Here is a 25519-nt window from a genome sequence, read left to right as displayed (position 1 = left end):
GAGGTGTAAGTATGAAAAGGATATTTTTGGTAATGTTTATTTTGGTGATTTTTGTGGCAACTGTGTTTAGTTATAAGATAGGGTTATCGTTGTCAACACTTAACAATCCGTTTTTTGTAGCTCTTAGAGATGGGGCGATTGATAAGGCAAAAGAATTGGGGATAGAGCTAATAATAGTAGATGCACAGGATCGACCTTCTAAACAGCTTAATGATATTGAAGATTTAGTCCAGCAAAGGGTTGATTTAATAATTATCAATCCTACAGATAGTGATGCAATTGTTGCCGCTGTTGAGGAAGCTAATGATGCAAAAATCCCCGTAATAACTGTTGACAGGGGCTCAAATGGAGGAAAAGTAGTGGTACATATTGCTTCTGATAACGTCTTTGGTGGAGCAATGGCTGCAAAATTTATTGCAGAGAAATTAAATGGGAAAGGAAAAGTAGTGGAATTGGTTGGTATACCTGGAACATCTGCAGCAAGAGATAGAGGATTGGGATTTGAAACAGAATTGAAAAAATATCCTGGTCTTGTTCTTGTGGCAAAACAAACGGCTAATTTTAATAGAGCAGAGGGGTTAACAGTTATGGAAAATTTACTTGAAGCATATCCTGATATTGATGCCGTTTTTGCACAAAATGATGAAATGGCACTTGGAGCAATTGAAGCAATAAAAGCAGCCGGAAAACTTGATGATATAATTGTTGTAGGTTTTGATGCCATACCAGATGCAATTGAAGCTGTAAAAAAAGGTGAAATGGCTGCAACTATAGCACAACAACCGTATTTAATGGGACAATTGGCTATTCAAAAGGCTTTTGAATTTTTAGAAACACAAACTGTTTATATACCTGTTGAATTAAAACTTGTAACTGAATAATTACTCAGGGGGGGCATCCCCCCTAAGTATATATTGGAGGGGATCATGCAAAGGCCGGGTATTAAAGAAGTAGCTAAAAAAGCTGGAGTTTCAATTTCTACAGTTTCTAGAGTTTTAAATAATTCCGCACCAGTTTCAGAAGAATTGGAAAAGAGGGTAAAAAAAGCAATAGAAGAGTTGGGATATTATCCAAGCAGTATAGCTAAGGGATTAAGAAAAGGACGAACAGGTACAATAGGGTTTATTTTACCTGACATTACAAATCCATTTTTTGCAAACATTGTTAGAGGAGCTGAAGATTATTTGAGGAAAAAGGGATATAATTTAATTTTGTGTAATTCCGACCAAGATAGAAAACAGGAAACAGAACTTTTAAAAATATTAATTTCCAAACATATTGATGGGTTACTTTTTACAGGTACCGGATCTTCCAATCCGCTGTTAGTAGAAAAAATAAGAAAAGGTTTGAAAGTGGTTTTTTTGGATAGGATCTTTGAAGAGATTAATTCGTCTTATGTTATTGTTGATAATAAAATAGGAATGAATTTGCTATTAGATTATTTGATAGATGTTGGACACAGGAGTTTTATTTTTATTAACGGAAATAAAGAGACCTTTAGTGCAAAAATAAGGTATGAGGCATTTGCTGAAAGGGCAAGAACTGAAAAGTTGGAATTTAAACACTATTTTACAGAATTTTCTTATGACGCAGGGTATAAAAAGGCTAAAAGGTTGAAGGGGTTACCAGATGTAATATTGTGTGGGAATGATTTAATTGCCTACGGTGTTATAGATGCTCTTGAGGAAAAGGGATATAAAGTACCTGAAGATGTTAGTGTAACAGGTTTTGATGATATACCTTTTTCAAAACACTTTAAACCACCACTAACCACTGTCTATCAACCGATGTATGAAATGGGTAGAAAATCGGCAAAGCTATTATTGGAAATAATTGAAGAAAAAAAAGTGTCTAATAAAGGTATAGTTTTGTTACCAAAGCTTGTAATAAGAGAATCTACTAAGGAGATGAGAAGATGATAGCGGTTGTGGGTAGTTCTAATATGGATATAGTATTATCTACTGAGCGATTTACAAGACCTGGTGAAACCCAAAAAGCAAAAAAATTAGAATTTTTTCCAGGTGGAAAAGGTTCAAATCAAGCTGTTACAATTGCAAAATTGTCAGATGAAAAGGTGTATTTTTTAACTTGTATGGGAAATGATTCATATGGCGAGCTTTTAAAAAAACGATACGATGAACTAAATATCTCAGGTTATACCGTTGTAGATGAAAATAATGGCCTTGCTTTTATTGAAGTTACGCAAGAAGGCGAAAATAGAATAATTATATATCAAGGAGCAAATAAATATTTAACAAAAGATATAGTGGATGATCATATACAAAATTTAATAAAAGCTGATATAGTGCTTCTTCAAAATGAAATACCATTTGATACAACATTGTACGTTGCAAGTTTGCTAAAAAAAGAAGGGAAAATAATAATTTTTGATCCTGCACCTGTTGAAGGTGTAACTAAGGAAATATTAAAGTATGTTGATTATTTGACTCCAAACGAAGAAGAAATTAAGTTACTAAGTATCAATTTTTTTGGTGATTTTATTTCACTGGAGGATAGTTATCAGAAATTAAAAAAATTAGGATTGAAAAAACTTGTAGTTAAATTAGGAGATAAAGGGGTTAAATATTTTGATGAAACACAAATAATTGAGCAACAATCATTTAAGGTGAAAGCTATTGATACAACTGCAGCAGGTGATGTATTTAATGGGGCTTTTGCAGTAGCCTTATGTGAAGGAAAAAACATAAAAGATGCGCTTAAATTTGCATCTTTATCAGCGGCTGTATCTGTAACAAAAAAAGGAGCACAAAGTTCTATACCAACAAGGCAGGAAGTTGAGGAGTTTTTTTAATAAAGATATTAAGCTGGTAAATATATTTATATGTAGAAAAAGCACATGACTTCGGATATTTACCGAAGTCATTTTTTTGTTTGACAACGTGTAATTATACAGAAAAATTAGCCATTTTTGAAAGAACATTTATAGATTACTAAGGTTTTAGTTATTATAATCATTAGTTTAGCATTTTTGAAGTTTATTTGGCAGATTCAAACCAAATATCCGAATTTCTGCAAAATATATTTATGTAGTATGGCGTAATGAAGGCATATTAGTAATAGACATAAGTGATCCAGCTAATCCAACTTTAGTAGCAGATATGGTGTTGTTTAATGTTTCATATCTATGTAAGAAAAAAGAACGTAAATATAAAATCTTGTAGTGTTATGAAAAAGGGTAATTTTTTTATAATTATTCCAGTCTGAATTTCTTAAAGAGTAGGTATGATACTGATGAACCTATAGCAGCTGGTATAAGGGCTTTATATCCAAAGAGCTCTAAAGGGAAAATGACAGCAGCTATTGGAAGATTTAACATAGAAGAAAGAAGAGCAGATAAACCAACTATAGAAAAAATGGAGCTATTAAAGCCAAAATTTCCTACTACAACTCCTAAGTTCATTCCAACTATTGTTAGCGGAGTAAAATATCCACAACTTCCCAAACTTTCTATAGTAAATACTGTAGCAAGTATTTTTCCTATTATAAGTTTTTCAACATTTTCACCTCCAAAAAAGACTTTTAAGCCAAGGATTGTACTTCCAAAAATTATACCTGTTAAACTAACCAATAAACCAGAAGTAAGAGTTTTTTTAACGGAATCTAAACGGTTTATATAGTTTCTAAAATAAAATTTAAGAATATATGCAAGCATACCTATGCCACCAAAAAGCATAGCAAAAATTATTGAAAAGATTATATCAATTGTTGTTACATTTTCAATATTTAATTTTGAAAACTTTTCTATGAATATCGGTGTAAATCCAAGTATTCTTACATGAAAAATACTTATCATGGAAGATAGTAAAGCAGGCATTAAATCTTCGTAGCTAACAGTGTCTTTTTCGAAGTATTCTACAGATAGGAATGCTGCAGAAAGAGGGGTTCCAAGATAGTATGTTAACATGCCCGAGGCAAACGATATAGTAAATATTCTGCCAAACTTCTTTGAGAAAATTTCCGATAAACCTTTTCCAATAAATAATATCGGGGAAACTAAACCACCACTTCCTCCAAATCCTAATGTAATCATTGTTGAGATGTATTTTAAGATTAAATCTTTTAGAGTAATGTGTATTTCTTTGTTTTTGTAAGAATTTACACCAGTTCCAAGAATAAGTTTAGAGTGTTTTTCCAAAAGACCAACTATCCAGAATGCTATAACTGGTGCAAAAACAATGTAATTTCCCCATAGGATATTTATTAACTCAATAACATTAACAAGCGTTTTTGCCAAAAATGGAGAAATAAATCCAGAAATTACACCGGCTATCAAAACCCATATAAGTTCTTTCATGTTGTTATTATAACATGAAACAAGATAAAGAGATGAGTATGTTTGTCATTTTGAACGCGAGAAGAAAGTCAGCCAAAAGAAGTAGGTGAGCAAAAGGGATGTCAGCGGTAACGCAGTGACAAAGGATCTTAAAAGGCTAGTGTTAAATAAATTAGATAGGTTAGAAGATTGGAAAAAATAAAATATTTGCACCTTTAAGAAGATATTTACGTGGAATATAGATATTACGACACTTTTGGTGTGGAACCACTATTAGAGTTTGGATATGGACTTTCATATAAAACTTTTGAATATTCAAATCTTAATTTAGAAAAAGATAAAGAGAAAATAAAAGTCGAATTTGATGTAAAAAATGTGGGAAAAATATCCGGGAAGGAAATAGCACAAATATACGTAAAAGCACTAAAAGGAAAGATTGATAAACCATTTCAAGAATTAAAAGGATTTCACAAAACAAAGCTACTACAACCTGGTGAATTAGAGCATGTCAACATCTTAATACCAATAAATAATTTGGCGAGTTTTTGTAATGTGGGATGGGTTGTTGAAAAAGGTGAGTATGTAATAAGAATTGGTGCATCTTCCAGGGATATACGCCTTGAAGGAAGAGTTAAAATATAAGTTTTAGTATAATTTTTTACAACATGGTTCCAGTACTCAAAGTGAATCATGTTGTTTGATTTTTATTTTTTCCATTTATGTGTTTTGAACTATTTTTTGTCACCCTTTCCTTGTACAAAATAAAGCATTTGTTTGCAAATATCATTTCTTTAATTTTTAAGATTTTCATGAGACGTTGCAAGACCCCTGAGGAAGTGGTGTTGTTTACTTTGTTGTTTCTTTTAGTATTCATGTTGTTTACCGGTTGTGTATTTGGATGTTACAATTATACTGTAAAATAATAATCGCTGTGCAATAGAAAAGGTCTTGAAAAAGAGGACGGAGTAAAGGTTGCAGACTGGGATGCATAAGTCGTGGTTGTAACAACGTTGAAATAAAATTAACCTATCTGTAACTTGACTAAAAAAAACAAACGTGGTAAATTAGATACCGTGCCGCAAATAATTGGGTGTAAAAACGGGTCATTGAAATGTGGATAGCAGTCCTTTGAGAAGTAAGAAATCAGGATAAGCCCGAGATAGAGATGGAGGGTTTGATCCTGGCTCAGGGTGAACGCTGGCGGCGTGCCTTACACATGCAAGTCGAGCGAAGCTGCTAACTGGAGTCCTTCGGGGTGAAGGTTAGTAGACTGAGCGGCGGACGGGTGAGTAACGCGTAGGTGACCTACCCTTCAGAGGGGGATAACTGTGGGAAACTGCAGCTAATACCCCATACGTTCGCTAGGGAGAGGTACTAGCGAAGAAAGGGGCGTAAAGCTCTGCTGAGGGATGGGCCTGCGTTCCATCAGGTAGTTGGTGAGGTAAAGGCTCACCAAGCCTACGACGGATAGCCGGTCTGAGAGGATGGCCGGCCACAAGGGCACTGAGACACGGGTCCTACTCCTACGGGAGGCAGCAGTGGGGGATATTGGACAATGGGCGGAAGCCTGATCCAGCGACGCCGCGTGCGGGAAGGAGCCCTTCGGGGTGTAAACCGCTGTGGTGGGAGACGAATAAGGTAAGGAGTGGAAAGTCTTACCGATGACGGTATCCCACTAGGAAGCCCCGGCTAACTACGTGCCAGCAGCCGCGGTAATACGTAGGGGGCGAGCGTTACCCGGATTTACTGGGCGTAAAGGGGGCGTAGGCGGTCGTGGAAGTCCGGTGTGAAAAGCCACGGCTCAACTGTGGAACTGCGCTGGAAACCACGCGACTTGAGGGCGGTAGAGGGAGACGGAACTGCTGGTGTAGGGGTGAAATCCGTAGATATCAGCAGGAACGCCGGTGGGGAAGCCGGTCTCCTGGGCCGTACCTGACGCTGAGGCCCGAAAGCTAGGGGAGCGAACCGGATTAGATACCCGGGTAGTCCTAGCCGTAAACGATGCCCACTAGGTGTGGGGGAGTGATTCCTCCGTGCTGAAGCGAACGCGATAAGTGGGCCGCCTGGGGAGTATGCCCGCAAGGGTGAAACTCAAAGGAATTGACGGGACCCCGCACAAGCGGTGGAGCGTGTGGTTTAATTGGACGCTAAGCCAAGAACCTTACCAGGGCTTGACATGCTGGTGGTACTGACCCGAAAGGGGAGGGACTCTCGCCGAGAGGTGAGGGAGCCGGCACAGGTGGTGCACGGTCGTCGTCAGCTCGTGCCGTGAGGTGTTGGGTTAAGTCCCGCAACGAGCGCAACCCCTGCCCTTAGTTGCCAGCGGTTAGGCCGGGGACTCTAAGGGGACTGCCGGCGACGAGCCGGAGGAAGGAGGGGATGACGTCAGATACTCGTGCCCCTTATGCTCTGGGCGACACACGCGCTACAATGGGTGGGACAGCGGGATGCGAGCCAGTGATGGTGAGCGAAACCCTGAAACCCACTCGCAGTACGGATTGCAGGCTGAAACTCGCCTGCATGAAGTCGGAATCGCTAGTAATCGCGGATCAGCCACGCCGCGGTGAATACGTTCCCGGGGTTTGTACACACCGCCCGTCACGCCACCCGAGTTGGCAGCGCCCGAAGGTGGTTACTCCAACCTGAGAAGGAGGGGGGCTACTGAGGGCGAGGCTGGCGAGGGGGGCGAAGTCGTAACAAGGTAGGTGTACCGGAAGGTGCGCCTGGATCACCTCCTTTCTAAGGAGATATAAGGACTGCTATCCACATTCCAGTGTTCCGTGGGCTCGTAGCTCAGTTGGTCAGAGCGCACGCCTGATAAGCGTGAGGTCGGAGGTTCGACTCCTCCCGAGCCCACCACTCTGGGGACGTAGCTCAGCTGGGAGAGCGCCTGCTTTGCAAGCAGGAAGCCAGGGGTTCGAATCCCCTCGTCTCCACCAGGGGTTGGTCATTGAAAAATGCATAGGGGAAGTAGAGGTGAAGGTGATAAGGGCGCGCAGTGGATGCCTAGGCGGCAGGAGGCGAAGAAGGGCGTGGCAAGCTGCGAAAAGCCTGGGGGAGCTGCAAGCGAGCGTAGATCCCGGGATACCCGAATGGGGCAACCTGTGTAGCTGGTGAGGCTACACACCCGAGAGGGGGCGAACCGGGGGAAGTGAAACATCTCAGTACCCCGAGGAGGAGAAATCAAACGAGATTCCCTGAGTAGAGGCGATCGAAAGGGGAGGAGCCTAAACCGGCGAGGGATCGTCGGGGTAGTGGGACAAGTCCGGGCGTGAGCCGGGGAGTAAAAAATTCTTACTCTAGCCGAAAGGTCTGGGAAGGCCTACCGGAGAGGGTGAAAGTCCCGTAGGCGAAAGGGTAAGGACTCTCTGGGGCTTGATCCCGAGTACCACGGGGCACGAGGAATCCCGTGGGAATCAGGGGGGACCACCCTCCAAGGCTAAATACTCCCTGCCGACCGATAGAGGATCCAGTACCGTGAGGGAAAGGTGAAAAGCACCCCGGAAGGGGAGTGAAAGAGACCTGAAACTGCGTGCCTACAAGAAGTCGGAGCTCCGTATAGGGGTGACGGCGTGCCTTTTGATTAATGAGCCTGGGAGTTGTCGTACCTGGCGAGGTTAAGCCGGTAGAGGTGGAGCCGTAGCGAAAGCGAGTCTGAATAGGGCGAGGAGTCAGGTGCGGCAGGCCCGAAGCCGGGTGAGCTACCCATGGCCAGGGTGAAGGTAGGGTAAAACCTACTGGAGGCCCGGACCGGTGGATTGTGAGACATCCTCGGATGAGCTGTGGGTAGGAGTGAAAAGCTAACCGAACCTGGTGATAGCTGGTTCTCCCCGAAATGCATTTAGGTGCAGCCTCAAGAGGTCTGTGCAGGAGGTAGGGCGCTGATAGGGCTAGGGGGGTGACCTCCAACCCCTGTCAAACTACGAATGCCTGCACACAAATCTTGGGAGTGAGCCTGTGGGGGATAAGCTCCACAGACGAGAGGGGAACAACCCAGACCGACGGCTAAGGGCCCGGAGAGATGGCTAAGTGTGGAAGGAAGTTGTGCGTCCCAGACAACCGGGATGTTGGCTTAGAAGCAGCCATCATTAAAAGAGTGCGTAACAGCTCACCGGTCGAGACGCACAGCGCCGAAAATGTACCGGGGCTGAAGCCATCCCCCGAAGCCGCGGATCAGCGTATATGCTGGTGGTAGGGGAGCGTTCCGCGATAGGGAGAAGGTGGACTTGAGAGAGCCACTGGACGAGGCGGAAGAGAGAATCCAGGCATGAGTAAACGAGAGGAGAGTGAGAATCTCTCCCCCCGGAAGCCTAAGGGTACCTGGGGAAGGTTCGTCCGCCCAGGGTTAGTCGGGGCCTAAGGTGAACCCGAGAGGGGTAGCCGATGGGGAACCGGTTAATATTCCGGTACCACCTGCATACTGATAGGTAGCGGGGGGACGCAGGAGGGTAAGTTCCGAGGTCAAGTGGCAAGGCCTTCCAAGCGGTTAGGCGTAGAGGGCAGTAGGGAAATCCGCTGTCTGAGCTGAGCCGTGAAGGGGAGGACCGTATGGTCCGACGGGGCTGATCCCACACTGCCGAGAAAAGCCTCGCTAACTGGTATGCGGGTGCCCGTTCCGCAAACCGACACAGGTAGGCGGGCTGAGAAAGCTAAGGGGAGCGGGATAACCCTTGCCAAGGAACTCGGCAAATTGACCCCGTAACTTAGGGAGAAGGGGTGCCGCGGTAGGTTGAACCCAGGGGAAGGGGAGACCTGGAAACTGGGGGAGGCCGAGGCGGTTGCAGAGGCAAGGCCCTGGCGACTGTTTACCAAAAACACAGGTCTCTGCGAACTCGTAAGAGGAAGTATAGGGACTGACGCCTGCCCAGTGCCGGAAGGTTAAGGGGAGGGGTGAGAGCCCCGAACCGAAGCCCCGGTAAACGGCGGCCGTAACTATAACGGTCCTAAGGTAGCGAAATTCCTTGTCGGGTAAGTTCCGACCTGCATGAATGGCGTAACGACTGGGGCACTGTCTCGGCAGGGGGCCCGGTGAAATTTCAATCTGGGTGAAGATGCCCAGTACCCGCAGCTAGACGGAAAGACCCCGTGGAGCTTTACTGCAGCCTGGTATTGGGCTTTGGTGCACTGTGTACAGGATAGGTGGGAGGCGAAGAACCCGGCTCGCCAGGGTCGGGGGAGCCGCTGGTGGGATACCACCCTCGGTGTACTGGAGTTCTAACCTGCGTTTGTGAAGAGCAAGCGAGGGACAGTGCCAGGTGGGTAGTTTGACTGGGGCGGTCGCCTCCGAAAGGGTAACGGAGGCGCGCGAAGCTCGGCTCAGGTGGGTTGGAAATCCACCGTAGAGTGCAAGGGCATAAGCTGGGCTGACTGCGAGACCGACGGGTCGAGCAGAGGGGAAACCCGGTCCTAGTGACCCGGCGACTCCGAGTGGAAGGGTCGTCGATCAACGGACAAAAGTTACCCCGGGGATAACAGGCTAGTCTTGCCCGAGAGTTCACATCGACGGCAAGGATCGGCACCTCGATGTCGGCTCATCCCATCCTGGGGCTGAAGCAGGTCCCAAGGGTTAGGCTGTTCGCCTATTAAAGGGGTACGTGAGCTGGGTTCAGACCGTCGTGAGACAGGTCGGTCCCTATCTGCTGCGGGCGTAGGAGGTTTGAGGGGGCTCGCCCATTGTACGAGAGGACCTGGGTGAGGGAGCCACTGGTGTACCGGCTGTTCTGCCAAGGGCATACGCCGGGTAGCTACGCTCCTAAGTGATAACCGCTGAAAGCATCTAAGCGGGAAACACGCCCCAAGATGAGACCTCCCATCCTGTAAAAGGAGTAAGGCCGGTTCGAGAAGAGGACCTAGATAGGCTGGTGGTGGAAGCGCAGTAATGCGTGGAGCCAACCGGTACTAATCGGCCGAGGCCTTCACCTCTACGTGAACCCTATGCATTTTTGAGTGACCAAAGGTTTCCCGGGTGACGATACCAAGGCGGGAACCACCCGGTTCCATCCCGAACCCGGCCGTTAAGCCGCCTTGGGCCGATGGTAGTAAGGGGTACGCCCCTTGCGAGAGTAGGTATCGCCCGGGTTTATTTTTTTTTCGCAGGCTTTCGCCTGCTTTTTTTTTATTGTATGGGTAGGTTATTCAATTTTTTGGTATAGAGCATAAATATAAAAACAAAAAAAGATGTTTTAATTTTGTTACATTTGTAAGTCTAATTTGTGGTAAAATTTTATTAGACTTTTTAATAAGGAGTGTTATTGCGTGCTCAAACTGGAAAACATTTCTTATAGTGTTTCAGATAAAAAGATTTTAGACAATATATCTTTAAGTTTTTCTGTAGGAAAGAAATATTCTATTTTAGGTACTAATGGTGCTGGAAAAAGTACTATAGGATATTTAATTATGGGATTGGAAGATTACAAACCAACGGAAGGAAAGATATTTTTAGATGGAAAAGATATAACCCAAAAAAATGTGTATGAACGTTCAAGATTGGGAATAACTTTAATGTGGCAAGAACCTGCAAGATATGAAGGATTGAATGTTTATACTTATTTAACACTTGGTGGTAAGTTGGATGTGACAAAAGATGAAGTAGAGGAAGCCTTGGAGAAAGTAGGACTTGATCCATTTCTTTATATGAAAAGATTTGTGGATAAAAGCTTAAGTGGAGGAGAAAGAAAGAGAGTTGAACTTGCTTCAATCATTCTTTTAAAACCAAAATATGTTATATTTGATGAACCTGATTCAGGGATAGATATAATGAGTCTTGATATGATAAATAATATAGTTGATTATGTTGTATCTTATGGTGGTACGCCAATAGTTATTACCCATAGAGAGGAAATGGCATATAATACAGATGAGGCGTATCTATTATGTGCGGGAAAGATCCTAGCACATGATAACACGAAGAAAGTTATTGAAATATTTAAAAATTTATGCAATGCTTGTGATCACCCCAACGTTCCTGTAACTAAGGAGTTGAAAATCGATGGACGTTAAAAGAGAATTTGAAACTATTGTAAAAACAGTTGAAAAATTAGGAACAGATGCATCTAAATTTCTAGATAAGAGAATTGCATCGATTATTATAAGTGGTGATAAAGTTTTAGGTTTGAACAATGTTGAAGGAATAAAACTTGTTCCAAAACAAATAAAAAATGGTGTGCAAGTTGATATGGAAATAATGGAAAATACTCATATTCCAATGCCGATACACGTTTGTACGGGATATATTGAGAAAACAGGATTGCAAAATGTGGTTTTTAATATCAAGGTTAGAAAAGGTGCAAGGGTAAAGTTTTTATCACACTGTGTTTTTCCACAAGCAGAGGATTTTACTCACAATGCTGTTTCAAATGTTGTAGTTGAGGAAAATGCCGTTATGGAATATATAGATGAACACTATCACAGTGATTCTGGGACTATAAATCTTATTACAAAGACTTATGCTGTAGTAAAAAAAGGCGGTGTTTACAAGAATTCCTTTACTTTGACAAAAACACGAGTGGGAAAATTAGACGTTCTCATGGATGTAAAATTAGAGGACTTTGCCGTTGGTGAAATGATTTCTAAAGTGAAAGCCTCAAAAAGTGATGAAGTAAGCATAAATGAAATATTAAGGCTTGATGGAAAGAACTCAAAAGGACTTGCAAAAACAATAGTAGTTGCTTTAGATGAATCAAAGGCAAAAGTTTTAAATGAAGCATATGGTAATGCTCCTTATTCTAGGGCGCATATATCATGTGAAGAAATAACTAAAGGTGATAAGATAGAAGTTGCAACTGTGCCAGTTTTAAAAATAAAAGATGACCTAGCAGAACTTACACATGAGGCATCTATTGGAAGGGTAAATCAAAAGCAACTAGAAATGTTAATGGCAAAAGGTCTTACAGAAGATGAAGCAACAGAATTAATTATAAAAGGACTTTTACACGATTAACCCAGCATGATGCTGGGTTTTTTATTCCAAGTATTTAATCAGCGAGAACTTAGTTTTATTCCAGTAGTCTAAAATATGGATATAAAATTTAGTTTTTGGGGAGGGTAGAGGTGCGAAAAAAGATTATTTTTCTTGCGTTGATAATTTTTGTGTTTTTTAGTTGTGTGTTTAGTAAAGAATTAACTGTAGGTTTGTATAACAACAAACCATTAGTTTATTTTGGAAAAGAAAAACCTAAAGGTTTTTTTGTTGATATTTTAAACGAGATAGCTAAAAGAGAAAATTGGACGTTAAATTATGTATATAACGATAATTTTTCTGTATTGTACAATAAATTAAAACAAGGAGAAATAGATATACTTTTGGATTTGGCATATTCAAAGGAAAGAGAAAGAAAAATTCTCTTTAACAGTGAAAGTGTTTTTGTTAATTGGGCACTTGTATACTCGTATGATAAAAAATTGAAGTCTATATTGGATTTGGATAATAAAACTGTAGCGGTTTTAAAAGATGATATTTATTATGTGGGAAAAGAAGGAATAAAAAAACTTGCAGAAAGATTTAAACTAAATATACAATTTTTAGAGGTTGCATCTTATGAAGAAGTGCTTAGGATGGTAAGTGAAAAGAAAGCATACGCAGGAGTAGTTAGTAGAATATATTTGGGGGAGACGTATTCTTTGTCCAAGACACCGATAATTTTTTATCCAGTTGAGATTCGTTTTGGATTTTCCAAAGATATTGATAAAGAAATAATAGATAAAATTGATTTTTATTTAAAAAAATGGAAATCCGATAATAGTTCTATATATTATATATTACTTGATAAATATTTGTTAATTGGTAATGAAACGGTACCAATTTGGGTAGAAATGGTTGTTTTTGTAAGTTTGATTTTAGTTTTTACTGTTTCTTTTTTGCTTTATTTACATAGAAAAGCATTGAAAAAAGCAACTAAAGAACTTTTGGAGAAAAACAAAAAATTGAAAATTTTGTATAAAGAAAATAAAAATTTTTCTGAGAGTCTTTACAAAATGATTGATTTGTTGTCTAAGATGGTGCCTGGACAGGATTTAGAAAGTTTTTGTAAATATGTACTTGAGACTGCTATACAAATTGTTCCAGAAGCAAATTATGGAAGTATAATCCTTGTAAATGAAAAAAACAAAACTGCAAAGTTTGTTGCAGCATATGGTCATGATTTAGAAAAACTCAAGCAGATTAATATGTTTGATGCAATGCCTTTAAGTGAGAATATAAGGATAGTGAAAGATATTATCAATACTGAGAAAATAAAAGAACTTTCAAAAAAAGAGTATGAAATATTGGTAGATGCTTCAAAACCTATGAAAGAAACTTTGGTTAATGAGATTCAGTTAACCCCTTATTTGTGGATAAGGCTTTTGCTAGATATAGACGTAAATAGCAAAGAGGCTTTTTCTGAACAATCAAGAAAATTGATAAAGGGGTTGGGTAATTTAGTAAAAGCCTTTTGGCTTGAGAAAATGTCAACTGAAGAGATAAAGAATGCATATATGAGATTTGCAGAAAAACTTTCAACTATAGCAGAAGCTTATGATGATGTAACTGGTGAACATATTTACAGAGTTGGAAAAATTTCTGGATTTATTGCAGAAAAGTTAAATCTTCCAATGGAAAAAGTGAAAGAGATAGAATCGTTTGCCCCTTTGCATGATATTGGTAAGATATTTGTCAGTAAAAAACTGATTAGGAAAAACGGAGGATTAACATATGAAGAATTTGAAGAGATGAAAAAACATACAATATATGGTGCAAAGCTTTTGGATGATCCATATTTTGAAACAGCAAAAAAAATAGCCTTATACCATCATGAAAAATACAATGGAAAAGGCTATCCATTTGGCTTAAAAGGAGATGAAATACCAATAGAAGCACAAATTGTAGCTATTGCAGATGTATATGATGCATTAAGATCTCCAAGACCATATAAAAGGGGATATACGCACGAGGAAGTAGTAAAAATAATACTTGAAGGTGATGGAAGAACATCTCCGGATGATTTTAACCCAAAGATTTTGGAGATATTTAAAAAGTATCATTTAGAGATCAAAAAAATTTACGATGACCTTTCACAAGGTATTGCTTCTTGATCGTTTGTTGTAAATAATTTTTTGTATTGTTAAAAGTGTTATTCCATCCATGAGATTGTGGATGATTGCTGGATAGATTAAACTTTTTGAAAGTTGAAATGTGTATCCAAGGATTAGAGAAATTACAAATCTAATGGGAAAAAGTTGTAAAAAAACCCTAAACGTTTCATTTTTAGTCTTAACATTTAAGATGTGAAACAGTGAAAATATTACACTAGTTAAAGTAATAGAAATAAAAAGATTGATGCTTTTATTTAGATATGTTTGTATTAATCCTCTGAAAAAAGTTTCCTCAGTTAACCCCACAAAAAAAAACACATAGATTATCTGCCATTTTGACCTTATTTTTAGATAACTAAAATTTTCTATCTCTTCTTTTTTCGCTTTTTTTGCAAAGATATAAGAGAGAATAAAAATAGGTATTCCAAATATTGCTATGAATGTTAATCCTGTTTTTAAATCACCTATTTGAAATCCCATTTCTTTAATGTTTATCTTTAATATGTAAGCAAATGTTATAGAGTATAATATAGTTATGGGAGAAAGTATTGTTTGAATTTTAAAAATATCCCTTGTGATCTTAAATAACTTATTGGATATTTTTTTAGAAAGTGTTATGTACAAAAGAATTATTGCAAAGATATTTATTAAAGGGAAAAGAATTTTCATTTTATCACCTTGTGTTAATTATATCAAAAAAAGGGGGGGATTAAATGGTAAAGTTGATAAAGAATGCCACAGTTTATGCACCTAAGTATATTGGAAAAAAGGATATTTTAATTTTAAATGGAAAGATTGCAATTATTGAAGAAGGGATAAATATTGATAATTTTCCATTGGATATTCAAATGTACGATTTTTCTGGAAAAATTGTTGTTCCAGGGTTTATTGATGGGCATGTCCATATTACTGGCGGAGGTGGTGAGGGGGATTTTTCAACTAGAACACCGGAAATTAATTTGAGGCAATTAATAAAGGGAGGAATTACTACTGTAGTAGGTTGTTTAGGAACAGATGGTATAACTAGAAGTCTTGAAAATTTGTATGCAAAGGCAAAAGCATTGAACAAAGAAGGTGTAAATGCTTTTATTTACACGGGTTCTTATGCAGTTCCACCTGTAACCTTTACAGGTAGTATAGCAAAGGATATTGTATTAATTGATAGGGTTATTGGTGTTGGAGAGATAGCAATTTCAGATCACAGATCAACTCAACCGACTTTGGAAGAGATAAAAAAGATAGTTTCAAATGCTAGATTGGGAGGACTTATTTCTGGAAAAGCAGGTATTGTTAATTTTCATGTTGGTTCTGGTAAATTTGGAATAGATTATTTGTTTGATATTGTAAAAGACACAGAAATTCCCATAATCAATCTATATCCCACCCATATGAATAGAAATAAAAAATTGTTGGAACAGGGGATAGAATTTGCAAAAATGGGTGGTTTTTTTGATTTAACCACAAGTTTTTCAACAAATGAGGATAAAATTAGAACGGTAAATTATTTAATGGAATGTTATAAATCCAAAGTAATTGATAGAGTTACTTTAACTTCGGATGGTCAGGGAAGTCTTCCAAAATTTGACAAAGATGGTAATTTTATAGGTTTGCAAATTGGAGAAGTTACCTCTTTATATGAAATTGTAAAGACAAGTGTGAAAAAAGGATATTTGCCGTTAGAAGAAGCGTTAAAGACTATAACGGTTAATCCTTCTAGGGTGTTAAAACTTAAATTTAAGGGTAGATTAGAGAAAGGTTACGATGCGGATTTAGTTGTGTTAAATGAAAATTTGGAAATTGATAGTGTTGTAAGTCGTGGAGATTTTTTGATGTACAAAGAGAAAATAGTGAAAAAAGGTACTTTTGAAGATTAAGAAGGCAAACATTTTAACAAGATATTTATAAGGGTAGAAGAGAAAAATAATAAAAATAATGATGTTAATGTAAAAGAATGTAAAAAAATCTTATTCGAAAGTAATAAAAACGGATATTTTATGATATAATATAATGTTGGAACAGTTTCCAACAAGTTGTAAACTAGTTTTTTTGTTGTAGTAAAATAATCTTGGAGTATTTTAAAAAAGGAGGGGAAAGTGTATGAAAAAGTTATTAGTATCTCTTTTAATGATTCTGATGGTTTTCAGTGTATTTGCAGTAAAAATTACCATTTGGACATCTGAGGCACAAGCACCTATTCTTACGAAATTAGGTGATGAGTTTAAATCTATTTACGGAATTGACGTAGAAGTTGTGCAAGTTAACTTTAACGATATAAAATCCAAATTTTTAACAGCAGCCCCAGCTGGTGAAGGTGCTGATATTATTGTTGGTGCACATGACTGGGTTGGAGAACTTGCAGCAAATGGTCTTATTGAACCAATTCCAGTTCTTCCGGAAAAAGACAAGTATTTACCCACTCCACTTAAAGCATTTACTTATAACGGAAAGCTTTATGGTATTCCATATGCTTTTGATGGACCTGCTTTGATTTACAACAAAGATTACGTTGAAAATCCACCAAAAACATTTGATGAATTAATCAAGGTTGCAAAGCAAATTCAAGAAGAATATGAAGGAGAAGTAAGGGGATTAGTTTACGATTTCAAGAACTTTTACTTTAGTAGTTATGCAATCTTTGGCTTTGGAGGATATGTATTTGGTGAAAAAGATGGAAAAATAAATGTAAAAGATATAGGTCTTGCAAATGAAGGAGCAGTAAAAGGATTGTCTTTGATAAAGAGATTAGTTGATGAAGGGCTTCTTGAATCAGGTGACAATTACAATGTTATGGACAATATGTTTAAAGATGGACAAGCGGCTATGATTATTAATGGACCTTGGGCAGTACCTGGATGGAAAGAAGCAGGTATAGACTTTGGAGTTGCCCCAATTCCTGAACTTGAACCAGGTGTGAAACCAAAGCCATTCTTTGGTGCACAGGGATTTATGGTAAATGCAAAATCCCCAAACAAACTTTATGCAATTGAATTCTTGACAAAATTCATTTCAACAAAGGATGTAATGTACAGAATTTATCTTGCAGATCCAAGGGTACCATCTAGAAAAGACGTATTGCCAATGGTTGATGACGTAACAAAGGCATTTGCAGAATTCCTTGGAAATTATGGGCTTCCAATGCCAAATGTCCCTGAAATGGCAGGCGTATGGGGAGCAATGGGAGATGCACTTTCAAAGGTACTTGACCAAGGAATACCAGTAGAACAAGCTTTGAAAGAAGCTGTTGATACGATTTTAGCTGGAATTAAGTAAAAAATATTTAGGGGGGAGTAGCCCCCCATTTTTATCGGGAGGAGATGAAATGATTAGGTTTTGGAAATTTATAGGGTATGTATTTCTAGCTTTGTTTAATGCTTTTTCTATCTGGGGAGCATTATTTTTATTTTCCAGAGGTTTTTATGAACTTTCCATTACTTTTTTTGTTTTGGTATTTTTAATTGACTATTTTATTTTCAGTAAAGGTGCGTATCCATATAGATATATGATTCCTGCCGTTATTTTACTTTTTATCTTGGTATTGTACCCTATTGCTTTTACAATTAAAACGGCCTTTACCAATTATGGAACAGGTCATATAATGACTCGTCAAGAGGTAATCGATAGGCTTTTAACGGATCCGGTTTATACGTATGTACCCGATGAAGGGAAAAATTACATTTACGAAATTTTTGTTAGATACGAGGGAATTAATCCTACGGGAGATTTTAAGATGTTGGTTTACGATAAAAACGGAGAAAAATATGTTGTTGGAAATATAAAGCCCATTAGAATGCAAGCGGGAAAGATGATTTTAGGTGAAGCACATTTAATACCACTTGAAAAGTACGAAGTTATGAAGGAAAATGGAAAAATAATTACGATAATGGACGGGGATAAAACGTACAATTATTTTTATTCACCTGTTGATAAAGAGACGGCTATTAATGAAGTTTTTTTTAAATCGAAAATTGCATTTCCTATATTAAGTAAAGTTGAAATTGTAAATAATAGAAGGGAACGCCTATCTTTGAGGTTTAGTAACGATGGAACTTTAAAGTTAGTTGAAATCAAGCACCTTTATAGAATGGCGCTTTCAGAAGTGGTAGAAAATGGAAAAACTGTTGTGAAAGCAACGCTTATTAACGATTTGACTAATAGACCACTTTTGGAAGAAGATGGTACTTTTTATGATTTTGATGAAAACGGTGATAAAGTTCCCATTTTGGGGTATATTTCTTACTTGGGTGGGGAAAATTTCACAAAAATATTTACAGATCCAACAATTTCAGGACCATTTACAAAGATCTTTTTGTGGAATTTTACATATGCGGCACTTAGTGTGGTATTTACATTTGCAATAGGACTTATTTTTGCCTTGGTTTTGAATAACAATACTTTGAAAGGAAGAACCCTGTATAGAACTTTACTTATTATTCCATGGGCTATTCCCGCGTTTATTTCCGTTTTGATTTGGAAGAATGGATTTTTCAACGAAACGTATGGAGTTTTGAATAGATTTGTTGTAAATGGCTTGTTTAACAAAGAATCTATTAAATGGATGACCAATCCATTCTGGGCGAAGGTTTCTGTGTTAATAGTTAACACATGGCTTGGCTTTCCGTATATGATGACGGTGAGTTTAGGTGCATTGCAGAGTATTCCAGAAGAGTTATATGAAGCCGCTTCAATAGATGGTGCGTCTAAGTCTAAAAGGTTTTGGAAGATTACTTTTCCACTTTTAATGACGACTATTGCACCATTGCTTGTGGGAAGTTTTGCCTTTAATTTCAACAACTTTGTTAACATATACCTATTGACTTCAGGTGGGCCTGCTATTCCAAACACTAGTACACCTGCAGGTGCTACAGATATCTTGATATCTTATACCTACAAACTTGCATTTGAAGCAGGAAGAGGACAAGATTTTGGCTTTGCAAGTGCAATATCCATACTGATATTCTTTATAGTGGCGGGCATTAGTTTTGTTAACTTTAGAATATCAGGTTCTTTTGAAGAGGTGAATAGATAATGGTTGTAAAAAAGGGCAATTGGTTGGTTCATATAATTTTAATAATCTTGATTGTTGGTATATTATTTCCCGTGGTGTGGGTTGTTTCAACCTCACTGAGGAGGGATAATGCTGCTTTTTCTTCAAAATTGTTTTCTTCTAGGATGAGTTTGCAAAATTACAGGGACCTTTTATTTCCAGAAGAAAATGTTTTAAGGTTATTAAGTGACATAGAATCCATTACCACCAATTCAAGACCATATGATGAAAAGCCAGTAGAATTTTTGGTGGAAAAATTCAATGAGGATATAAAAAGGTTAGAAGGTTATTCAAAAGAGTCTAGAAAATTGGTTGATATTACGGATAAAAAATTTGGTGAAATCCAAAGTTTTGTGAAAGAAAAATCAAGAGATATTATCCAAACGATTTTAGACACTTCAAGTAAGATTAAAGACAAAATAGATATTGAAAAGCCTTCTGAAAAGATGTTTTCTTTTGCGATGCTTGATCTTTTGGATGAGGGGAAGATAAAAAATATAGACATAGATCAAAAATACAAAGAAATGTGGATGAAGGAAGTAAAATCTTTAAAAGAGGATGTTTCAAAAAAAGAAAGCGAGATAAAAAGTATTGAGTCACAAATTAATATTTTAAAGAAAAAAATGGATAATCAAAAAGTTGAATATGAAAGATTGAAGCCTATAATTGAAAGTTCAATTATTCCACAAATGGAAAGTTTTAATAGAACACTAATGGCAGCATACGAGATATTGGAAAATCCTTCAAATATCAGTACTTTTATCACAGAAAGTGATGAATTTTCACAATACTTGAAAGTTTTTGATGTAATAAAGAACATTTCAAAGATACAACTAAAGGATAAATTTAAAGACTTAATTGATGAATTATTAAACAATGCACTTAAGGTAAAAACTTTGTGGGAAAACTATAACCAAAAAAATGTCACAAGCTATGGTGATTTTTTGTCTATTATTAACCAATTTAACATGAAATCTTTTAAACAGTTAAATGAAGCAAAAAATGTGCTTGAAAATTTTGCAATTATTGAAAAAGACTATTTAGAAACTTCAAATGAATATTTGCTTCTTTCAAATAGACTAGAAAGTAAAAGAAAAGAATATGAAGACTTAAAAGTTAAACTTGCCGATGTAGAAATGCAACTTTTAGATGCAAAGGCATACATATTATCTGATAAATTATTTAAAGATATCGAAAGATTTGAAAGTAAGGTATCAAAGTATAGCCTTCCGAAGGATATTAATAAACTATACATAGCTTTAAAGTCTTTTAGAAAAAGTATAAATGGATTTTTAAGTTATGTTTCAAACAATGAGTTAAAAAGTAGTGTAAGAGGTGAATTAAGAAAGTTGGAATGGATTGATGATTACAGGGATTTAATCAAGAGGTATGGAAAGTTTTCAAAAGATGTTAAAGTATTTATCGATAATTTTGATAATTATGTCAAGTCTATTAAAAAAACAGGAGAGAATGCAATTTATTCTGCAAAAAATGGTGTTAAAATTAGAATATTATCTCTTTCTCAACTTTTTACAGAAGTACAATCAAAATATCCATCTAATATAGCATCTAGTATGAGTATTGCTTCAAAAGCTGCGGCTGACTTGGTTGATAAATTTCCCGTTGAAGGGTTAAATGTAAAATTTAAGGAAATTGATAAAAGACTTTTTAGATTTGATCAAATATGGAAACAGAAGCAAAGACATTATCTTTGGAAATGGATATTTAATAGTGTTGTAGTTGCAGGACTTGTTTCAATAATTACCACATTTGTAAATGCATTGGCCGCTTATCCGTTCAGTAGAATGAGGTTTAAGGGAAGGAAATACGGTATAATGTCGTTGTTATTAATTCAGATGTTCCCAGCTATTATGTATATGATTGCACTGTATGGATTTTTAAGCTTCTTAGGAAGGTATATTCCATGGCTTGGATTAAATACATTGGGTGGATTGATCTTTGTGTATCTTGGGAATATAGCGTTTAATATGTATTTGATAAAGGGATTTTATGATACAATTCCAAGTTCTCTTGAAGAAGCGGCAATGATTGATGGTGCTACAAGGTGGCAGACATTTTGGAGAATAGTTATTCCACTTGCATCTCCTATATTGTCTGTTGTGGTAATATTAACCTTTATGGGAACATTTAACGAATTTGTTTTGGCAAAAATAATTCTCCAGGATGTAGAAAAGTACACTTATGCGGTAGGACTTTGGACATTCTCAACAGGGCCATTTGAGACTGAATGGGGACTTTTCTCAGCTGCGGCACTTGTAGGAATGCTCCCAATGGTAATACTCTTCCTTTCGATGCAAAAGTATCTTGTTGGTGGTTTGACAAAGGGTTCGGTAAAAGGATAGTTGAAATTATCCCCGGTTTTTTGAAAAATAAAGCCGGGGATTTGTTTTTTGGAGGTAGGTATATGAAACCCGTATATGAAAAGAGTATTGTGTCTTTTGTAAATGTCTTATTGAAACACTTTGGTGTTTCTCCATATCATGAATTTAAGGAAATGGAGGAATATCTTTTCCCATTTCTTGAAAAAAAAGAAAAGATTATAGTAGTTATATTGGATAGTTTGGGTTTTAAAAAATTTAAAGAATTAGGTGTAATTTTTGAAAATTACACAAGATTAAGTAGTGTTTTCCCCACTACAACAGTTGCAGCTGTTACGAGTATTATGACCGGGCTTACACCAAAAGAACATGGTCTTTTAGGATACGTCCAATTTTTACGTGAAATAGGAACATTGGTTAATATGATAGATTTTAGTTTTCCAGGGATGAGTGAAAATAGTTTTGCAACCCTTGTAAAGAAAAATATCAAAAGACTTCCAAACGTTTTTCAACTTTTAAAAAAAGAAGGTTTATATGGTGGAGTGCTTACCGCTCAAAATATTGCAAATTCCGGGCTTTCTTTTCTCATACAAAATAACGCCAATGTGTTAACTTATTATTCCACACTAGATATGCTTGTAAAGTTGGAAAGAATGTTAAGAAAAGATTTTAAGGGAATTTTATTTACATATTATGGAACTATAGATGGGATAGGCCACAAGATGGGACCAGATAGTGATTCATATGAATATGAGGCAAAGTATATATTAGAATGGTTTAAAAAATTAAATGCAGACAAGAAAACAAGAATATTTATATTGGCTGATCATGGTATGATTACCACACCAAATGAAAAAAATAAGTTTATGGGGAGTGAATTATTAAAATTCCTAAAGATTCCACCAGCAGGTGAGATGAGGATGATGTATTTTTATGTACAAAAAAATAAAAAGGAAAGGTTTCTAGAATATATGGAGGAAAAATACTCTGGAAAATTTGAAATCTATCCATCTAAAGAGTGTTTAATGGAAGGATATTTTGGTATAGGAAAGGCGCACCCTGAAACGGTGCACCGGATAGGAGATTATGTGCTTATTTGTAAAGATAACTATTCGTTTACTTATACCTACACAGGCGGAGAACAAAAACTCAAGGGAATGCATGGTTCTCTTTCTTACGAAGAACTCTTTGTACCACTAATTATAATCTAAATCTTACTACCTTCACTGTACATATCAAATGTATCGTTTTCATTTAATTTTAGAGTTAGCTTTTTCATGTGCTTTTTTTCTTCTTCAATAATTTTTTCCAGTGCATCGTTATTTAAAATGAGCATTTTTATATCATTGTAGAATATAATAGAATCTTTTTCAACTTCTATTGCAAGTTTTAAAGCTTCCTTTATACTTTGTGGAATCTTGTCGATATTTAATTTTGGAAATATAATATCATCTGCAAAAGCTTTTAAATATCCGATTTCCTCTTCGTTTAAATTTAGGTTTTCATCTTCATGTTCTTTTAATATATCTTCAAATATTTTTGCATGTTCCCTTTCCTCGTTAGCAAGTTCTAAAAATAACTCTTTTAATTTTCCAGAAGAAATATTTGATAGTTTTGTATAGTATGAATATCCCGCACCTTCAATTTTTAGAGCAACTCCCAACAATTCACTTGTTGTCATTTAAAAACACCTCCTTTTTAAAAAGGTGTTTCCTAAGAGGAAACACCTTATATATGACTTACATATTATAATTTAAAATTTGATAAGTATTGATTTAGACCTTCTACAGCGTTATTTAAATCATCTGAATATATTTTTACTTCTGATGCTTGTTTTGCTTGATTTTCCACTTGTTCTGCCATGTGTTTTATTTCTTCTTCCACTTCCATCAACGTCTTTGTTACCCTATCTATTGCCGCACTTACTTCTTCTGATGCTCCACTTTGTTCTTCTGATGTCGCTGCCAAGTCATTTGTCATTCCGTATATGTCTTCTATCTTTTCCAATAATTCCACTATTGATTCACTTACTTTCTCCGATGATTCTACTGAATCTTCTATCTTTTCCCCTACTTCTTCTGTGTATTTTGCCACGTTTACCGCTTGATCCTTTATTGCATTTAATACTTCTGCTATCTTTTGTGTTTGACTTTTACTTTCTTCGGCTAGTTTCCTTATTTCATCCGCAACTACTGCAAATCCCCTTCCTGCTTCTCCTGCTCTTGCCGCTTCTATTGCTGCATTAAGCGCTAGTAAATTCGTCTGTTCCGCTATGTTTGATATTGTTCCTACTATTTCCCCTATCATATTTGATGATTCTTCCATCTCACGTACCGATTTTTCTGTCTCCTTCATCGTTTCGTTTACTTTCATTATTACTTCTTTTAGTTCTTTTACTCTTCCTGATGAGTCTGTTGCCTTCTCTTTCATCTCTTCTGCTTTCCTTGCCAAATTCTCCGCATAGTTTGCTATGTTTTGCGCGCCTGATGCTATCTCTTCCATTCCACTGTTTGCCTCTTCTGTCGCCGATACTACTTCTTGTAATTCATATGTCGCTTTGTTTACCGTTTCTGTTGCATCTTTTGCTGCTCTTTCTGTGTCTTCTACTAGGTTGTCCAATAACTGTGATACTGAGTATACTTGTGAGTTTAGTTTCATTACTTCTCCTACCGTTTGCTTGAAATTATCCACCAATATCTTAAACGCATTTGTTAGTTGACTTATCTCATCTTTCCCTTTTCTTTCTTTTATCTCTACCGTTAAGTCTTTTTCCGATACTCTCTTTGCTATTTCACTTATCTCTATTATTGGTTTACTTATTGATTTCGATACAAAGTATGCTATTATCGCTGCTATTAATGCAACTATTATTCCCGTTAGTATCCCTAGATTTACTATATTTTTCGCTTCCTTTATCACTTCCGAGTAATTTATTGTAGCCATTACTTTCAACGGTAAATCATCTATCTTTATAAAGCTTGCAAATTTTTCATATCCATTGTATTTATACCTTACACTCCCTTTGTCTTTTGATAAGAGTTCTTCTTTTAGCTTCTCAAGCCCTTTTTCCTTTGCTATGTCTAGTTCGTTTATTTTACTTTCATCTGGATGTGCCACCACTAACGTGTCGTATATTATACTTACTATTCCATTTTCTCCTATCTTTGCCCCTTTTATCATATCTTGTAGTATGCTTTGTGGATATAATCCAACTAATACCGCAACTACGTTATCACTGAAGTCTTTTACTGGTACAGCAACTGCTATGGTGCTTGTAGAATTGTATTCAAATGGTATGTATATGTCATATTCTTTTTCCTTGTTTTTTATCTTGTCAATTATATCTTTTAACTTCTCTGGAAAATTAATTGATAACTCACCTGTCTCATCAAGTACTTCACCTGTTTCTAATACGATAAATGTCTGAATGAAACCTTCATTTTTTAATGTATTTTTTGCGTTTCTAATTCCCCATGCAAGTTGTCTTTTTCCTAAATCACTTGTTATATTCATCAAATATGGAGCAAGTGATCCTTCCGTTGCATACTTGTAAATTGGATCGATAATGTTTTCTAGTTCTGCATGTACGTCTTTGGAGATCGAGGTAAGGATGAGTTTGTTTATAGTACTTGCGCTTTTTGAAACGTTTTTGAAGGCAAGATATGATGAAATTGAAACACTTGTTACCGTAGCAATTATTGCTACCAATACTAAGGATAGTATGAGTTTAAATTGTAGTTTCATTTAACCACCTCCGGAAAATATACCTAT

Annotated in this window: 16 protein-coding genes, 2 tRNA genes, 3 rRNA genes and 2 pseudogenes; 18 read left to right on the top strand and 5 right to left on the bottom strand. The window is 37.0% G+C overall.

The features are described from left to right. Window positions 1-11: 11 nt before the first annotated feature. The 4 genes from rbsB (at window position 12) to Y592_RS09335 (ending at window position 3182) form a co-directional block, all read left to right on the top strand. Window positions 12-881: a ribose ABC transporter substrate-binding protein RbsB gene (gene rbsB, locus Y592_RS03515; RefSeq protein WP_075665660.1), complete on the top strand. Its 870-nt coding sequence runs from the start codon at window positions 12-14 to the stop codon at window positions 879-881. Between the two features lie 45 nt (window positions 882-926). Further along, window positions 927-1919, top strand: a complete 993-nt coding sequence (locus Y592_RS03510) for a LacI family DNA-binding transcriptional regulator (protein ID WP_077287251.1) — start codon at window positions 927-929, stop codon at window positions 1917-1919. Further along, on the top strand, window positions 1916-2812 hold the full coding sequence (rbsK, locus tag Y592_RS03505) for a ribokinase (RefSeq protein WP_075665659.1): 897 nt from the start codon (window positions 1916-1918) through the stop codon (window positions 2810-2812). Before Y592_RS03510 ends, rbsK begins: the two co-directional genes overlap by 4 nt. Window positions 2813-3020: 208 nt before the next feature. Next, window positions 3021-3182, top strand: coding sequence for a hypothetical protein (locus Y592_RS09335; protein WP_077287259.1), 162 nt, complete (start codon window positions 3021-3023; stop codon window positions 3180-3182). A gap of 29 nt (window positions 3183-3211) precedes the next feature. Here the strand turns inward: Y592_RS09335 and Y592_RS09305 are convergent, their stop codons facing one another. Both Y592_RS09305 and Y592_RS09300 read right to left on the bottom strand, forming a co-directional pair. Next, complete coding sequence (locus Y592_RS09305) at window positions 3212-3976, bottom strand: chloride channel protein (RefSeq protein ID WP_369799923.1); 765 nt, start codon at window positions 3974-3976, stop codon at window positions 3212-3214. After that, window positions 3959-4318: pseudogene (locus tag Y592_RS09300) on the bottom strand (chloride channel protein); the annotation flags it as partial. The pseudogene Y592_RS09300 and the gene Y592_RS09305, both read right to left, overlap by 18 nt. A 195-nt stretch (window positions 4319-4513) precedes the next feature. Here Y592_RS09300 and Y592_RS03490 point away from each other — a divergent pair. From Y592_RS03490 to Y592_RS03450, 9 genes and pseudogenes are all read left to right on the top strand, one after another. Continuing rightward, window positions 4514-4936 (top strand): annotated as a pseudogene (locus tag Y592_RS03490) (fibronectin type III-like domain-contianing protein); the annotation flags it as partial. A 520-nt stretch (window positions 4937-5456) separates the two neighbouring features. Continuing rightward, window positions 5457-7033, top strand: a 16S ribosomal RNA gene (locus Y592_RS03485). Window positions 7034-7076: 43 nt separating this feature from the next. After that, window positions 7077-7153: transfer RNA gene (locus Y592_RS03480), tRNA-Ile, on the top strand. Between the two features lie 4 nt (window positions 7154-7157). Further along, a tRNA-Ala gene (locus tag Y592_RS03475) sits at window positions 7158-7233 on the top strand. Window positions 7234-7269: 36 nt separating this feature from the next. Then, window positions 7270-10216, top strand: a 23S ribosomal RNA gene (locus Y592_RS03470). 39 nt (window positions 10217-10255) lie between these two features. Continuing rightward, a 5S ribosomal RNA gene (rrf, locus tag Y592_RS03465) occupies window positions 10256-10372 on the top strand. The 16S, 23S and 5S rRNA genes sit together here with 2 tRNA genes alongside, the layout of an rRNA operon. Window positions 10373-10549: 177 nt before the next feature. After that, window positions 10550-11293 carry an ATP-binding cassette domain-containing protein gene (locus tag Y592_RS03460; RefSeq protein WP_075665656.1) on the top strand — a complete coding sequence of 248 codons (744 nt, stop codon included), beginning with the start codon at window positions 10550-10552 and terminating at the stop codon, window positions 11291-11293. After that, the gene (locus Y592_RS03455; RefSeq protein ID WP_075665655.1) at window positions 11283-12233 is read left to right on the top strand and encodes a SufB/SufD family protein; all 951 of its coding nucleotides are present in this window, start codon (window positions 11283-11285) and stop codon (window positions 12231-12233) included. The genes Y592_RS03460 and Y592_RS03455 overlap by 11 nt, the downstream gene beginning before the upstream one ends. 110 nt (window positions 12234-12343) lie before the next feature. Next, the gene (locus tag Y592_RS03450) at window positions 12344-14365 is read left to right on the top strand and encodes an HD domain-containing phosphohydrolase (RefSeq protein ID WP_075665654.1); all 2022 of its coding nucleotides are present in this window, start codon (window positions 12344-12346) and stop codon (window positions 14363-14365) included. Here Y592_RS03450 and Y592_RS03445 read toward each other — a convergent pair. After that, window positions 14345-15034, bottom strand: coding sequence for a CPBP family intramembrane glutamic endopeptidase (locus Y592_RS03445; RefSeq protein WP_077287244.1), 690 nt, complete (start codon window positions 15032-15034; stop codon window positions 14345-14347). The genes Y592_RS03450 and Y592_RS03445 overlap by 21 nt on opposite strands. A gap of 44 nt (window positions 15035-15078) precedes the next feature. Between Y592_RS03445 and iadA the strand changes: the two genes are divergently transcribed. The 5 genes from iadA to Y592_RS03420 all read left to right on the top strand — a co-directional run bounded on the left by iadA (window position 15079) and on the right by Y592_RS03420 (window position 22959). Further along, entirely contained in the window at window positions 15079-16239 is a 1161-nt protein-coding gene (gene iadA, locus Y592_RS03440; protein WP_075665652.1) for a beta-aspartyl-peptidase, read from the top strand. A gap of 223 nt (window positions 16240-16462) precedes the next feature. Continuing rightward, on the top strand, window positions 16463-17635 hold the full coding sequence (locus Y592_RS03435) for a sugar ABC transporter substrate-binding protein (protein WP_075665651.1): 1173 nt from the start codon (window positions 16463-16465) through the stop codon (window positions 17633-17635). 49 nt (window positions 17636-17684) lie between these two features. After that, window positions 17685-19391: an ABC transporter permease subunit gene (locus tag Y592_RS03430; protein WP_075665650.1), complete on the top strand. Its 1707-nt coding sequence runs from the start codon at window positions 17685-17687 to the stop codon at window positions 19389-19391. After that, window positions 19391-21772 carry an ABC transporter permease subunit gene (locus Y592_RS03425; protein ID WP_075665649.1) on the top strand — a complete coding sequence of 794 codons (2382 nt, stop codon included), beginning with the start codon at window positions 19391-19393 and terminating at the stop codon, window positions 21770-21772. Before Y592_RS03430 ends, Y592_RS03425 begins: the two co-directional genes overlap by 1 nt. Window positions 21773-21834: 62 nt before the next feature. Further along, window positions 21835-22959, top strand: a complete 1125-nt coding sequence (locus Y592_RS03420; protein WP_075665648.1) for an alkaline phosphatase family protein — start codon at window positions 21835-21837, stop codon at window positions 22957-22959. Here Y592_RS03420 and Y592_RS03415 read toward each other — a convergent pair. Both Y592_RS03415 and Y592_RS03410 read right to left on the bottom strand, forming a co-directional pair. After that, on the bottom strand, window positions 22956-23429 hold the full coding sequence (locus Y592_RS03415; RefSeq protein WP_075665647.1) for a ferritin-like domain-containing protein: 474 nt from the start codon (window positions 23427-23429) through the stop codon (window positions 22956-22958). The two genes, Y592_RS03420 and Y592_RS03415, sit on opposite strands and share 4 nt — an antisense overlap. Window positions 23430-23494: 65 nt before the next feature. Next, window positions 23495-25492 carry a methyl-accepting chemotaxis protein gene (locus Y592_RS03410; RefSeq protein WP_075665646.1) on the bottom strand — a complete coding sequence of 666 codons (1998 nt, stop codon included), beginning with the start codon at window positions 25490-25492 and terminating at the stop codon, window positions 23495-23497. Between the last annotated feature and the right edge of the window lie 27 nt (window positions 25493-25519).

This window comes from Thermosipho sp. 1070 (assembly GCF_001682135.1).
GTDB classification, from domain to species: Bacteria; Thermotogota; Thermotogae; order Thermotogales; family Fervidobacteriaceae; genus Thermosipho; species Thermosipho affectus.
The sequence above is the reverse complement of the archived record's forward strand: the minus strand, read 5'-3'. Positions and strand labels throughout refer to the sequence as shown.

Bases quoted from the DNA above. Each gene is read 5' to 3' on its own strand.
- Y592_RS03445 (WP_077287244.1), bottom strand. From the start codon at position 15,034: ATGAAAATTCTTTTCCCTTTAATAAATATCTTTGCAATAATTCTTTTG.
- Y592_RS03510 (WP_077287251.1), top strand. From the start codon at position 927: ATGCAAAGGCCGGGTATTAAAGAAGTAGCTAAAAAAGCTGGAGTTTCA.
- rbsK (WP_075665659.1), top strand. From the start codon at position 1,916: ATGATAGCGGTTGTGGGTAGTTCTAATATGGATATAGTATTATCTACT.
- rbsB (WP_075665660.1), top strand. From the start codon at position 12: ATGAAAAGGATATTTTTGGTAATGTTTATTTTGGTGATTTTTGTGGCA.
- Y592_RS03420 (WP_075665648.1), top strand. From the start codon at position 21,835: ATGAAACCCGTATATGAAAAGAGTATTGTGTCTTTTGTAAATGTCTTA.
- iadA (WP_075665652.1), top strand. From the start codon at position 15,079: ATGGTAAAGTTGATAAAGAATGCCACAGTTTATGCACCTAAGTATATT.
- Y592_RS03425 (WP_075665649.1), top strand. From the start codon at position 19,391: ATGGTTGTAAAAAAGGGCAATTGGTTGGTTCATATAATTTTAATAATC.
- Y592_RS03435 (WP_075665651.1), top strand. From the start codon at position 16,463: ATGAAAAAGTTATTAGTATCTCTTTTAATGATTCTGATGGTTTTCAGT.
- Y592_RS03415 (WP_075665647.1), bottom strand. From the start codon at position 23,429: ATGACAACAAGTGAATTGTTGGGAGTTGCTCTAAAAATTGAAGGTGCG.
- Y592_RS03455 (WP_075665655.1), top strand. From the start codon at position 11,283: ATGGACGTTAAAAGAGAATTTGAAACTATTGTAAAAACAGTTGAAAAA.
- Y592_RS03430 (WP_075665650.1), top strand. From the start codon at position 17,685: ATGATTAGGTTTTGGAAATTTATAGGGTATGTATTTCTAGCTTTGTTT.
- Y592_RS03410 (WP_075665646.1), bottom strand. From the start codon at position 25,492: ATGAAACTACAATTTAAACTCATACTATCCTTAGTATTGGTAGCAATA.